General features: G+C 59.9%; 11 protein-coding genes. 4 read left to right on the top strand and 7 right to left on the bottom strand.

Features of this window, described 5'->3' with window-relative positions; translation table 11 throughout:
- Positions 1-2 precede the first annotated feature (2 nt).
- Positions 3-473: a 4Fe-4S binding protein gene (locus M8318_RS09910; RefSeq protein WP_262662320.1), complete on the bottom strand. Its 471-nt coding sequence runs from the start codon at positions 471-473 to the stop codon at positions 3-5.
- A 126-nt stretch (positions 474-599) separates the two neighbouring features.
- Positions 600-1,418 carry an AraC family transcriptional regulator gene (locus M8318_RS09905; RefSeq protein ID WP_262662318.1) on the bottom strand — a complete coding sequence of 273 codons (819 nt, stop codon included), beginning with the start codon at positions 1,416-1,418 and terminating at the stop codon, positions 600-602.
- A 226-nt stretch (positions 1,419-1,644) separates the two neighbouring features.
- Between M8318_RS09905 and M8318_RS09900 the strand changes: the two genes are divergently transcribed.
- Complete coding sequence (locus tag M8318_RS09900; RefSeq protein ID WP_106995483.1) at positions 1,645-3,045, top strand: MFS transporter; 1,401 nt, start codon at positions 1,645-1,647, stop codon at positions 3,043-3,045.
- A 10-nt stretch (positions 3,046-3,055) separates the two neighbouring features.
- Positions 3,056-5,011, top strand: coding sequence for a glycoside hydrolase family 127 protein (locus tag M8318_RS09895; RefSeq protein WP_262662316.1), 1,956 nt, complete (start codon positions 3,056-3,058; stop codon positions 5,009-5,011).
- A 51-nt stretch (positions 5,012-5,062) separates the two neighbouring features.
- Here the strand turns inward: M8318_RS09895 and M8318_RS09890 are convergent, their stop codons facing one another.
- On the bottom strand, positions 5,063-5,803 hold the full coding sequence (locus M8318_RS09890; RefSeq protein ID WP_262662314.1) for a MipA/OmpV family protein: 741 nt from the start codon (positions 5,801-5,803) through the stop codon (positions 5,063-5,065).
- A gap of 119 nt (positions 5,804-5,922) precedes the next feature.
- Here M8318_RS09890 and M8318_RS09885 point away from each other — a divergent pair, with 119 nt between their 5' ends.
- On the top strand, positions 5,923-6,885 hold the full coding sequence (locus M8318_RS09885) for a LysR family transcriptional regulator (RefSeq protein ID WP_262662312.1): 963 nt from the start codon (positions 5,923-5,925) through the stop codon (positions 6,883-6,885).
- On the opposite strand, the gene aldB is transcribed toward M8318_RS09885, so the two are convergent.
- Entirely contained in the window at positions 6,882-8,420 is a 1,539-nt protein-coding gene (gene aldB / locus M8318_RS09880) for an aldehyde dehydrogenase AldB (protein WP_106995478.1), read from the bottom strand. The two genes, M8318_RS09885 and aldB, sit on opposite strands and share 4 nt — an antisense overlap.
- A 166-nt stretch (positions 8,421-8,586) precedes the next feature.
- Here aldB and M8318_RS09875 point away from each other — a divergent pair, with 166 nt between their 5' ends.
- The gene (locus tag M8318_RS09875; RefSeq protein ID WP_262662310.1) at positions 8,587-9,474 is read left to right on the top strand and encodes an ROK family protein; all 888 of its coding nucleotides are present in this window, start codon (positions 8,587-8,589) and stop codon (positions 9,472-9,474) included.
- Here M8318_RS09875 and selB read toward each other — a convergent pair.
- The 3 genes from selB to M8318_RS09860 form a co-directional block, all read right to left on the bottom strand.
- Entirely contained in the window at positions 9,471-11,327 is a 1,857-nt protein-coding gene (gene selB / locus M8318_RS09870; RefSeq protein ID WP_262662307.1) for a selenocysteine-specific translation elongation factor, read from the bottom strand. The two genes, M8318_RS09875 and selB, sit on opposite strands and share 4 nt — an antisense overlap.
- Positions 11,324-12,709: an L-seryl-tRNA(Sec) selenium transferase gene (gene selA, locus M8318_RS09865; protein ID WP_262662306.1), complete on the bottom strand. Its 1,386-nt coding sequence runs from the start codon at positions 12,707-12,709 to the stop codon at positions 11,324-11,326. The genes selB and selA overlap by 4 nt, the downstream gene beginning before the upstream one ends.
- Before the next feature lie 102 nt (positions 12,710-12,811).
- Positions 12,812-13,420 carry a glutathione S-transferase gene (locus M8318_RS09860; RefSeq protein ID WP_262662304.1) on the bottom strand — a complete coding sequence of 203 codons (609 nt, stop codon included), beginning with the start codon at positions 13,418-13,420 and terminating at the stop codon, positions 12,812-12,814.
- Positions 13,421-13,431: the final 11 nt, after the last annotated feature.

The raw sequence follows: 13,431 nt of genomic DNA, 5'->3' as shown, positions 1-13,431 counted from the left end.
ATTTACGCCGGATAACGCAGCCGTTCGGCGCGTAATCTGGCAGGATTGACGCAGCTTAACGCGTAAGTTGGACAGGCCTCCACGCAGGCCGGTCCCGCTTCGCGATGTGCACAACGGTTACACTTCAGGGCCTGAACCTTTTCAGCATTCCCCGTCACCTGCATCGCCCCAAACGGACAGGCGATCATACAGCTTTTACAACCGATACAGCGCGCCTGATCCACCTGCCACACTCCCGCCTGACGCTGAATGGCCCGGGTCGGGCAGACGTTGGCGCAAGGCGCATCTTCACACTGATGACAGGTGACCGCCGTGGTAAAGGTGCCGCCTTTTACCACCCGAATGCGCGACCTAAAGGTGCCTGGCGTCACCGCCGTACAGTCCTGATCGTCCTGATGCGACACAACGCAGGCCACTTCGCAGGTGCGACAGCCAATACATTTCGCCGGGTCGGCAACAATAAAGGGATTCATCGCCTGCTCCATCCTTGCTGAAAAAAGTCAGGTTGCCAGAGTGATCGGGGCCAGCGCCTTGATCCGACAGGGTAAAAGACCCGATTTGTGTGCCCTGCCGTAAAAACTGGCCATCTGCCACAGGACTCAGGCGGAGTTGATGTGCTCTTTGCAGTAGCGGCGTTTCCAGACCCCGGGGGTCAACCCGGTATGCTTGCGAAAGATTTGCCGGAAGTAGCCCGCGTCGTTAAACCCGCACCGCACCGCCACCTCTTTCAGCGAGACGGCATCGTTGAGCAGCAGCTTTTCCGCCGCCCGCACGCGCTGGCGGTGGATCGCCTCGGTCAGGGTCAGATGGAAAACCCGCCGAAACACCCGCCCCAGGTAATCTGCATTGCAGTGCAGCTCTTTGGCCAGCGAGGAGGTGGAGATCGGCAGGTGAAACTGGGTGCCGATCAGCTGCCGCGCCTTCCACGCCAGGTTCACTCCCGCTTCATCCGGCGGCAGTTCGTGCCCCGCCACGTGGGACAACTGCTGCAGGATCAGCAGCAAGATAAACTCCAGCGCCGGGCTGCGCTGCAGCTTCTCCTGCTCGGTCAGAAACTGGCGGAATAGCGCAACCATCGCCTGCGGGTCGCCGGTTTTCCCGTGCTGCTGAACCGACAGCAGCGTGCTCCAGGCGGAAGGCGCACTCTGCTCGTCGACCTCAAAATGCAGCCAGTAAAAGCGTAACTCGGCAGGAAAATCCTCAATGCCCTTATGCCGACGGTGCGGCCAGAGCAGCAGGCTCTCCCCGGCATGCACCTCGAAAACGGTCCCCTCCTCCTGGATCGTTAATGTCCCCTTTTCGACAAAGATCACCTCCAAGGAGTCGAGCCTGCGCGCCGGATGTCGCCCTACGCCCCGGGAGATGAAATAGCCGCCATTCTGAACCCTGATCGGAAGTGTTATGGATAATTCGAGCATTGCTATTCACTTTCCCGCTATTAACAGACAATTTATGACGCTTTATTACTGATTATTAACAGATAATTTCCTTTCGTCCCGATCGAAATCACACTTTGAGCACGAGGTCGGAATCCTCACCTTTTTATACTTTTCCCTTCCCTTGTTGAGACCGGGGAACAGTGCAAAATTAATCGGGTACCTGACAAAACAACATAAAAAATCCGATAACCCGAGGAGTTACCTCATGACTTCCACTCCGATTACACAAACAGAGATTGCCCGGCAGGCCGTCAACGATCGCCTCTCGATGCGAGAAAAAATCGGCTACGGCCTGGGTGATGCGGGCGGGACGGTCATCACCTGTCTGATCATGAATTTTCTGACCTTTTTTTATACCGATGTCTTTGGCTTAACCCCGGCGCTGGTCGGCACGCTGTTTATCGCCCTGCGCATTTTCGACGCCATCTCCGACCCGGTGATGGGGATCATTGCCGACCGTACCCAAAGCCGCTGGGGACGCTTTCGCCCGTGGCAGCTGTGGGTCGCCCTGCCGATCGGCGTGATCGGAGTGCTGACCTTTACCGTGCCGGATGCCGGGATGGGGGTCAAAATCGCCTGGGCGTTCGGCACCTACCTGCTGCTTTCAGTGGGCTATACCGCCATCAACGTGCCGTACTGCGCGCTGATCAACACCATGACCACCCGCCACAGCGAGGTGCTCTCCTGCCAGTCCTGGCGCTTCGTGCTGTGCGGCGTGGCCGGTTTTCTGGTGTCGGTCGGCCTGCCGTGGCTGGTCTCGGTGCTCGGTCAGGGCAACACGGCCCAGGGCTATCAGCTGGGCGTGGGGGTGCTGTGTGCCATTGCGGTGGTGATGTTCCTGTGCTGCTTCTTCTGGGTGCGCGAGCGCGTCCCGCTGGCGATGATGGGCAAATTCACCCTGAAAGAGCACCTCGCCGGTCTGCGTAACAACGACCAGCTGCTGCTTATGCTGGTGATGTCCTTCCTGCTGATCAACGTCTTTAACATCCGCGGCGGCGGCTACATGTATTTCATCACCTACGTGCTGGAAGGCAGCACCGCCTATACCTCGCTGTTCTTCACCATGGTGACCTTTGCCGCCATTCTCGGGGCGGTGATCGTCAACCTGCTGTCGCGCCGCAGCGATACCGTCAAACTCTACTACTACACCAACCTGGTGCTGGCGGTACTGGCGGCGGGGATGTGGTTCCTGCCCAGTGGTCCGGCGTATCAGACGCTGTGGCTGATCGTTATCCTGGCGAATGGGGTGATCCTCGGCTTTACCCTGCCGCTGCACTTCGCGTTAATGGCCTTTGCTGACGATTACGGCGAGTGGAAAACCGGCGTGCGCTCTTCCGGGATGAACTTCGCCTTTAACCTGTTTTTCATCAAGCTGGCCTGGGCCTCCAGCGCCGGGATCATCAGCCTGGTGTTCATTTTTGTCGCCTATCAGCCGGGGGCAGGCAACCAGACCGCTGCCTCGCTGCAGGGCATCACCACCATGGAAACCCTGCTGCCTGCCCTTTTCCACCTGCTGCTGGCGCTGGCGATCCGCAAGTGCCGACTCAATAATCCGATGATGGCGCGCATTGCCACCGACCTGCGCCAGCGTCACGCTCACTCCTGAGGAGAACATGATGTCCATAATGGAACCCGACCTGCATAAACTGAAAATCAGTGACCCGTTTCTCGGCCAGTATCAACAGCTGGCGCGCGATGTGGTGATCCCCTACCAGTGGGACGCCCTGAACGATCGCATCACCGAGGCCGAACCGAGCCATGCGATCGCCAACTTTCGCATTGCGGCAGGCCAGCAGAGCGGTGAATTTTACGGGATGGTCTTTCAGGACAGCGACGTAGCGAAATGGCTGGAGGCGGTGGCCTGGTCGCTGTGCCAGAAACCCGACGCAACGCTTGAAAAGACCGCCGATGAGGTGATTGAGCTGGTGGCCGCGGCGCAGTGCGACGATGGCTACCTGAATACTTACTTCACGGTCAAAGCCCCGGAGGAGCGCTGGACGAACCTGGCGGAGTGCCACGAGCTATACTGCGCCGGGCATATGATTGAGGCGGGCGTGGCCTACTTCCAGGGCACCGGCAAGCGCCGTCTGCTGGAGGTGGTCTGCAAGCTGGCCGACCATATCGACAGCGTCTTTGGTCCGGGCGAGCAGCAACTGCACGGCTATCCGGGTCACCCGGAGATTGAGCTGGCGCTGATGCGCCTGTTCGATGTCACCCAGGAGCCACGCTATCTGGCACTGGTGAAATACTTTGTCGAGCAGCGTGGGACTCAGCCGCACTTCTATGACATCGAATATGAAAAGCGCGGCCAAACTTCGTACTGGAACACCTACGGCCCGGCGTGGATGGTGCAGGATAAAGCCTACAGCCAGGCGCATCAGCCGCTGGCCGAACAGCAGACGGCCATCGGCCACGCGGTGCGCTTCGTCTATCTGATGGCCGGCGTCGCGCACCTGGCCCGCCTGAGCCAGGACGAAGGCAAACGCCAGGACTGCCTGCGCCTGTGGAACAACATGGCCCAGCGCCAGCTGTATATTACCGGCGGGATTGGCTCCCAGAGCAGCGGCGAAGCTTTCAGCAGCGATTACGATCTGCCGAACGATACCGTCTATGCCGAAAGCTGCGCCTCGATCGGCCTGATGATGTTTGCCCGCAGGATGCTGGAGATGGAGGCCAACAGTCAGTATGCCGACGTGATGGAACGCGCCCTGTACAACACCGTGTTGGGCGGTATGGCGCTGGACGGGAAGCACTTCTTCTACGTCAACCCGCTGGAGGTGCATCCGAAGTCACTGAAGTTTAACCATATCTACGATCACGTGAAGCCGGTTCGCCAGCGCTGGTTCGGCTGCGCCTGCTGCCCGCCGAATATCGCCCGGGTGCTGACCTCGATCGGTCACTACATCTATACCGTCCGTGAGGATGCCCTGTTTATTAACCTCTATATCGGCAACAGCATGGCCTTCCCGGTAGGTGATAAAGAGTTGCAGGTGCGGATCAGCGGCAACTACCCGTGGCAGGAGCAGGTTAACATCGAGATCACCTCCCCGGCGGCGATCGACCATACCCTGGCCCTGCGTCTGCCGGACTGGTGCGACAATCCGCTGCTGACGCTGAATGGTGAAGCGGTCACCGGCGAGGTACGCCAGGGCTATCTCTACCTGACCCGCCGCTGGCAGGAGGGCGACAGGCTGCAGTTAACCCTGCCAATGCCGGTTCGTCGGGTATATGGTAATCCGCAGGTGCGCCAGCAGGCCGGGAAAGTGGCGATTCAGCGCGGGCCGCTGGTCTACTGTCTCGAAGAGGCGGATAACGGTGCCGGGCTGCATAACCTGACCCTGCCCGCGGATAGCGAGTTTAAGCTCGTGGAAGGGAAGGGAATTTTTGCCCACAAAATGCTGATCCAGACCCAGGGTTATGCCCGCCACGCTGCGAACACAGAACAGCAACCGCTGTGGCAATACGATCGCGCCCCGGTCACGCAGCAGGCGCAGACCCTGACCTTTATTCCGTGGTTTAGCTGGGCGAACCGCGGTGAGGGGGAGATGCGGATCTGGGTGGATGAGGCGTAAGCAGAAAACGAGTGAGGCTGCCCTCGTCCCTGAGGGCAGCTTTTTGGACTCTTAAAACGTCCAGGACAGCCCGGTCATCAGCGCGAAGCTGTCGTCACGGTCGATCATCGGGCTGTTTTTCACCTCGTCAGGCAGCACGGTATAGATTGCGCTGGCGTTCAGATAGAGGTTCTGCGTCAGCTGATACTTCGCCGCCACACCCACATACGGGGTCACGGTTTCGCCGGCGGTGTACTGCTGCAGGCCGCTGCGACGGGACTCTTTCTCAGACACACCGTAGTAATAATCATTGAAGCTTTCGTCATGGAAGAATACGCCCAGCGACGGCGTCAGGGTCAGGCGCTCCATGCGGATCGGACGGAAGTAAGACAGCTCGCCCATCACGCCGCCGCTCTTGTCCATCGCATCCGCCGCCAGCGCAACTTTCAGGCTCCCCCAGCTTTCGTGGCGGTAGTAGGCCCCGCCCAGCATCGCGGAGGATTTGCGCTCATCCAGCTGGCTCATGGCACGATCGTCGTTATCGTCCGGGTCGAAGTGCAGCGGCATCCAGGAGGCGGTCAGGCTGAGCTCGTTTTTGCCATCTTTCCAGACAATCCAGCCGCCGGTAGTCTGACGCACGTAGAAGTGCTCGCCTTCGTAGCTCATTAACGGGACAGCGGAGACGTTGTCGTTATAGCCTTTATAGGGTGATTCATTAAACACTGCGCCAGCGCCAACTGAAAAATCATCGGCCATTGCGGATGTCGCCGTAAATAAAGCGACCGCAATAAGTAAATTCTTTTTAAACGTCATTGTTTGTAATCCATTAAATGTCATACGACGCCGCGCATAATAATGGTTACAAAAATCGCGATGCAATGCGGTTATTTGTATAATATTATATATAAATTCATATAGATGGATGTCAGGCAATGAACAAGCTGCAAATCAAACCGCGAGAATTAAAGATTGTTTCCGTCATTGCCGCGACCCATAGCATTGGTGATGCAGCTGCATTGCTGGGGATGGCCCAGGCCAACGTCAGTAAATATCTCGCTGATTTCGAGACACGCGTCGGGCTGAAGGTGTTTGAACGCACCACCCGCCATCTGGCGCTGACCCAGTTTGGTGAATCGCTGCTGCCGTTTATCGATGCATCGCTGGAAAAAAACCAGCAACTGATTAATTTTATTGCTGATTACAAACACGAAAAACGCGGCAAAGTCACCCTTTATGCCCCCTCAGGGATCGTCACCTACCTGGCTCGCCACGTCATTCATGAGATCGAAAATATTGGCGATATCCGTATTAGCCTGAAAACCTACAACCTGGACCGGAATGAGTTTTTTGAAGGGGTTACCTTTCCCGATGATTGCGATATTTTAATTACCTATGCCCAACCAAAAGATGAAAGTCTGGTCGCCAGTACCTTAACCAAATATTCTGTTACGGCTTTCGCTACGCCGGAATATATAAAAAAACACCCCATCAACAAACCCGACGATCTTATTAACCACTCCTGCATTCTTATCGACTCAATGATAATCGATGATGCTAACATCTGGCGTTTTCGCGCGAACAATGGCGAGCAGGTGCTCGATTATAAAGTCTCGGGTAACTATATTTGCGACAACACCCAGACGGCACTGGAGCTGGCGCGTAATCATCTGGGGATCGTCTTTGCGCCGAAAGAGAGCCTGCTCCAGGAGATCGAACAGGGCTCGATGGTGCCCTGCTTCACCCATCAGGAGGAGTGGTGGCTGGATCTGGTGGCCATCTTCCGCAAACGTGACTATCAGCCGTGGCGGGTGCAGTTTGTGCTGGATGGGGTACTGAATACCTTGCGTAAACAGATTGAGCAGGCCACCCTCGGGCGGCCTGCTCTCAGAAGTTAGAACAGCCCCAACGGTTTATCGGAGTAGCTCACCAGCAGGCATTTGGTCTGCTGGTAATGCTCCAGCATCATCTTGTGGGTTTCGCGGCCAATACCCGACTGTTTGTAGCCGCCAAACGCGGCATGCGCCGGATAAGCATGATAGCAGTTGGTCCAGACGCGTCCGGCCTGGATCCCACGCCCCATCTGATACGCCAGATTGCCGTTACGGCTCCAGACCCCCGCCCCCAGACCATACTGGGTATCGTTGGCCAGCTCCAGCGCCTCCGCCATGGTTTTGAAGGTGGTCACCGCCAGCACCGGACCGAAGATCTCCTCCTGGAAGACGCGCATGTTGTTTTTGCCGGAGAGAATGGTCGGCTCGAGGTAATACCCCTCTTTCAGCTCGCCGTCCAGCTGCTTACGCCGCCCGCCGGTTAGGATCTCGGCCCCCTCATTCTTACCGATATCGATATAGTTGAGGATGGTCTCCAGCTGCCCGTGGGACACCTGCGCCCCCATCTGGGTAACGCTGTCCAGCGGGTTACCGCTGCGGATCGACTCCACGCGACGAATGGCGCGCTCCATAAAGCGCTCGTAGATCGACTCCTGCACCAGCGCCCGACTTGGACAGGTACAGACTTCACCCTGGTTGAAGGCAAAGAGAGCAAAGCCTTCCAGGGCCTTATCGAAGAAGGCATCCTCTTCATCCATGACGTCGGCGAAGAAGATGTTCGGGGATTTGCCCCCCAGCTCCAGCGTTACCGGAATGATGTTCTGGGTGGCGTACTGCATGATCTGCTGGCCCACTTCGGTGGAGCCGGTAAAGGCCACTTTAGCGATCCGTTTCGAGGTCGCCAGATATTCCCCAATTTCCCCCCCGGCGCCGTTGACCACGTTCACCACCCCAGGTGGGAGCAGGTCGCCCACGACTTCCATCAGCAGCAGGATCGACAGCGGCGTTAAGCGCGCTGGTTTGAGCACCACGCAGTTCCCGGCGGCCAGCGCGGGCGCCATTTTCCAGGCGGCCATCAGCAGGGGGAAGTTCCACGGGATGATCTGCCCGACCACGCCCAGCGGCTCATGGAAGTGATAGGCGACGGTGTCTTTATCCACCTCGCTGATGCCACCCTCCTGGGCACGAATACAGGAGGCGAAATAGCGGAAGTGGTCAATCGCCAGCGGCACGTCGGCGGCCATGGTTTCGCGGATCGGTTTCCCGTTGTCCCAGGTCTCAGCCGTGGCCAGCAGCTCCAGGTTCTGCTCCATACGATCGGCAATTTTGAACAGGATCGCGGCACGATCCTGCACCGAAGTGTGGGCCCATTTCTCTTTTATCTTGTGGGCCGCATCCAGCGCCAGATCGATATCGCGCTTCCCGGAGCTGGCGATTTCGCACAGCGGCTGGCCGGTTACCGGGGTGAGGTTCTGGTAATACTCGCCGTCGGCCGGAGGAACCCAGTCGCCGCCGATAAAGTTGTCATAACGGGCTTTCAGTTGGAGGGGGAAACCATATTCGCCGGGCAGGATACGTGCTGAGGGAGGGTTATTCGTCATGACTGTCTCCTTGCGTGAAGTGTCCTTCAAAGGTAGACCCCGGCGGTGAAAATATCGCCAGCCGTCGCCTGCTTTGCGAGCCCCTTCACGCATTACCTTACTTTACGTTTGGTTTCCTGCCCTGAGCCATACTTAAGACGCACAACTCTGGCAGAAGGAAGGATAAATGCGGCTTTTTATCGGCTTCGACGTGGGCGGAACCCACATTAAACACGGCGTGATCGACGAGGACGGAAACGAACTCACCACCGATCAATTTGATACGCCGGAGGATGAAGAGAGCTTTAAGCAGCAGTGGCGCGAGGTGGTCGAGGCCTATGAGAAAGAGCACGAGATTACGGCGATCGGGGTGAGCATCCCCGGCCACATCAATACCCATACTGGCGACGCCGCAAAGGCAGGCGCGCTGGAGTACCTGGATAACGTCAATCTGTATGAACTTTTCGCAGAGCTGACCGACCTGCCACTGGTGGCCGATAATGACGCCAGCTGTGCTGCCCTCGGCGAACGCTGGCGCGGCGCAGGGCGCGAGTATGAGAATTTTGTTTGCATGACGCTCGGCACCGGGATCGGCGGCGGCATCGTGCTCGGGGGCGATCTCTATCGCGGCTCGCACTACCGCGCCGGGGAGTTTGGTGTTATCCCGGTCGGCAAAAACGGCGAAGGGATGCATGAGGTGGCCTCAGCCAAAGGGCTGATGGAGACCTGCCGCCGGGCGCTGGGGGTCTCCGGGGAGGATATGCCGAAAGGTGAAGAGCTGTTCGAGCGGATGGAGAACGATCTGCACCTGCGCGAAGCCGTAGAGGAGTGGGCCCTGTTCCTCGCCCGCGGGGTCTATAGCGTGATCTCGATGTTCGACCCCCAGGTGGTACTGATTGGCGGCGGGATCAGCGAGCAGGAGAAAATTTACAAGCTGCTCGACAGACACCTGCAAACCTTTGAAGAGTGGGAGTCGCTGCAGGCTCCCATCCTGCCCTGCCAGTTGGGGAACCAGGCGGGCAGGCTGGGCGCCGTATGGCTGGCGAAACAGAAGTTCGCCAGCAAAAAGGATTAACGCGGCCGCGTCTCGTCGGCAAAGAGCAGCGCATCCCGCAGGAGGTGATCGTTACCGCGGCGGCGGGTAAAGCCAATGCGGTTGAAGTACTCGAGGATCTGGATCGCCAGCTTACGCCCGACGTTCAGCCGGTCGCGGAAATCCGCCGCGCAGGTGGAACCGCGCTCCTGGTCCAGCGCGCGGATCAGGTTGGCAAAGGTGACAATCCGATCGTGGCGGTAATAACGATCTTTGACGATCGCGGTAATCAGCCCCTGCTGCGCCGCATGCTTCAGCACCTGACGCATGGTCTGCTCGTCGGTGGCGGTTTCACGGGCCAGGTCGCGCACCCACCAGGGCTCGTCGCCGAACAGCAGGGTCGCTTTTTCCCACACGGCCTGCTGCGCCGGGGTAAAGCCCGCCTTGTGATCCGGCAGGTGTAGCCAGCCGTGGTAGCTGTGCAGCTCCCCGCTCTCGCGCATCCGCTCGATCAGCAGCAGAACCAGGGCCTCGTCTTCCATCGGCAGAGCCATGCGCCGCAGGCGTTCCCGCCCGGGGCCAGGTTCATCCTGATGCTGCTGATGATAGGTCGCCAGCACCTCCAGAATTTTACGCTGCCAGCGCGCTGCGACAGCGGTGTTTAACAGACCGGAACCGGCCTGGATAAACTCCGGCTGTTGGGTCAGCTGGCGCAGGCCCTCTCCGCTGAGCTGGCGTGCCCAGCCAAACGCATCCAGATTTACCGCCCCGCGCTCGAGATGTACCCGCAATGCAGCATGGTCATCCGTCGCCGGTGCCAGCGTGGCCAGCCACTGCAGGTACTCCGGCTTGCGCTTCCCGCGACGCGGCGGGTTGAGGGTCACTACCCGCGCTCCGGCCAGGGTGACGCGGGCTGAAATATCCCGCAGCACCAGCCGATCGTTGTCGACCAGCCACAGCGGGGCATCAAAGACCAGCTCCGCCAGTTCCCCCTCCAGCAGCGAGACGCGGCCGGTGACGTGGCTAGCGGCATGGTGAATATGCAGCGGCTGCCACTGCGCCAGCGGCACGTCGCCTTGCAGCGTGACGATCGCTCGCGTGGTCGGCTCCGGCGGCGCGTCGGCCAGCAGCCAGTCGCCGCGGTTCAGCGCCGCTTTTTCCGCGTCGCCCACCAGGTTGAGGGCAATGCGCTGCCCGGCATGGGCCTGCTCAGCAGACTGGTTTTGCGCGTGCAGCCCACGAATACGCACCGGCTTATTGACCCCGGTCAGCCACAGGCTATCCCCTACCCGCACTTCGCCCGACAGCGCTGTACCGGTGACGACCAGACCGGCCCCTTTCACGGTAAAGGCGCGGTCGATGGCCAGACGGAAACGGTGATGATCCGCATGGGCGCGGGCCGGAAGCTGTTGCAGATGGGCGCGTAGGGCGTCAATGCCCCGCCCCTCGGTGGCGACGGTGATAAACAGCGTCGCGTCGGCAAAGCCAAAGTCGCGCAGGGTAGCGAGCACCTCGTCGCGCACCGCCTCCACCCGGGCGTCGTCAACGCGATCGGCTTTGGTCAGGGCCACCGTCAGCTGCGGGTTGCCGGTCAGCTGGAGGATCTGCAGGTGCTCGCGCGTCTGCGCCATCACTCCGTCATCGCAGGCCACCACCAGCAGGGCGTGGTCGATCCCGCCGACACCCGCCAGCATGTTGGACAAAAACTTTTCGTGCCCCGGCACGTCGATAAACCCCAGCACCCGGCCATCCGGCTGGGGCCAGTAGGCATAACCCAGATCGATGGTCATGCCGCGCTTTTTCTCTTCCGGCAGGCGGTCGGCGTTGACGCCGGTGATCGCCTGCAGCAGGGTGGTTTTGCCGTGGTCAACATGACCGGCAGTGGCAATAATCATCTCAACAACATCTCCAGAAACAGTGCTTCATCTTCCAGACAGCGTAAATCCAGCCACAGACGCCCGTCCTTTATCCGCCCCAGCACCGGCACCGGCAGCGATCGCCAGCGTAGCGCCAGCGCCTCCAGCTGTGCGCCGCGCCCGTCGCGCGGGGTAAAGGTCAGGGCCGCCCCCGGCAGGCGATCCACCGGCAGCGATCCGCTGCCCGGCTGGGACAGGCACGCTTCCACGCGAACCTCAAAGTCAGGGTAGTGCGGTGCGATCCGGGCCTGCAGTTGCTCCCCCTGACGCTGGATCGCAGCGGCGTCGCGGCTCAACAGGCGCAACGTCGGCAGGCGTTCGACCAGCGTCTCCGGATGGAGATAGAGGCGTAAGGTCGCCTCCAGCGCGGCGAGGGTCATTTTATCCGCGCGCAGGGCGCGTTTCAGTGGGTGCTGTTGCAATCTGGCGATCAGGTCGCGCTTACCAACGATGATCCCGGCCTGCGGGCCGCCTAATAACTTGTCGCCCGAGAAGCTCACCAGGCTGACGCCAGCGGCAATTAACGCCTGCGGCATCGGCTCTTTCGGCAGGCCATAGCGGCTGAGATCCACCAGCGAACCGCTGCCGAGATCGACCACCACAGGCACCTCTCTCTCCTGGCCGATGCGCACCAGATCCGCCTCGTCAACAGCATGGGTGAAGCCTTCAATATGGTAATTGCTGGTATGGACCTTCATCAGCAGGGCGGTGTTGTCATTGATGGCCGCCGCGTAGTCCCGCTCGTGGGTGCGGTTGGTGGTGCCCACTTCCCGCAGCTGACACCCGGCCTGGGTCATCACGTCCGGGATGCGAAACGCGCCGCCGATCTCCACCAGCTCGCCGCGGGAGACCACCACCTCTTTCCCGCTGGCGGTCGCGGCCAGCATCAGCAGCACCGCCGCAGCGTTGTTATTCACAATGCAGGCATCTTCCGCGCCGGTGAGCTGGCACAGCAGCGCCGCCAGCGGTCGGTCGCGATGACCGCGCCCGGCCCCGTCAAGATCGTACTCCAGGGTAACCGGCGTCTGCATCGCCTGGGTTACCGCAGCCACTGCCTCCTGAGCCAGCAGCGCGCGTCCCAGATTGGTGTGCAGCACCGTTCCCGTCAGGTTGATGACCGGGCGCAGGCCCGGCGCGTCGTCCGTCGCCAGCCGTTTTTCGGTCTCCTGCGCCCAGTCGTCACACCAGGCCGGCAGGCGGTGGTCGGCGCGGATCCCGGCGCGGGCTTCGTCCTGCAACAGGCGTAAGGTCTCGACCGTTCGGCTGTGACCAAAACGGGCAATAACGGTGGAAAGACGGGCGTCGCGAAGCAGACGATCGGTCGCGGGAAGTTGGCTATAGAGTGCGTGCTGAGTAGTCATGGAAGCGCCTGACGGTTGGGTATCTTCCCCCCTCCCGACGGGAGAGGGAGTCAATGTCAGGGCGATTGTACCGCGTCCGGCAAGGAAGTGTTATCGACGACATCAAGCCTTTGGCGGTTCGGTGCGGGCGAAGCTTTCGCGCTGGAAGAGGGTTTCTGCCAGCTTGACCAGCAGCGGACGATCTACGCACCAGCCCGGCGAGACGCGACGGAAATTGAGGTAGCCAATGGCGCAGGCAATGGCGATGGTCGCCAGGTTAACGCTGTCGGTGCCAATTTTACCTTCGCGAATCAGCTGTTCACAGTGATCCAGACTGCGGGCGATTTTCTCCCGCTGGCGCAGCAGCTCGCTCTCGGACTGCTGTGCCGCCGGACGCGCCTGCTCGCGCACCGAGGCCAGGGCCGCATCCATGATCCCGTCCGCCAGCGCCTCGATTTGGCGGATAGCCAGCGCAGCTTTGGGGTCGCGGGGGATCATCGCCGGGGCGATATCCAGCAGTTCGATATAGCTGGCAATGATCGGCGAATCGAACCAGTGCTCCCCGTCATCGGTCACCAGCGCCGGGACTTTCCCCAGCGGATTGTAGTGCGCGACACCGTTGTCGGCCTGATAGGGCTGCTCGTTTACAAATTCGAAGGTGATGCCTTTCTCCAGCAGAAGAATGGAGATTTTACGCACGAAGGGACTGGTATAGCTGCCGATGAGTTTCATTGCCTGCTCCT

It is taken from the genome of Leclercia tamurae (genome assembly GCF_025566055.1).
GTDB lineage: Bacteria > Pseudomonadota > Gammaproteobacteria > Enterobacterales > Enterobacteriaceae > Enterobacter > Enterobacter tamurae.
This window is presented reverse-complemented; position numbering and strand designations above follow the sequence as displayed.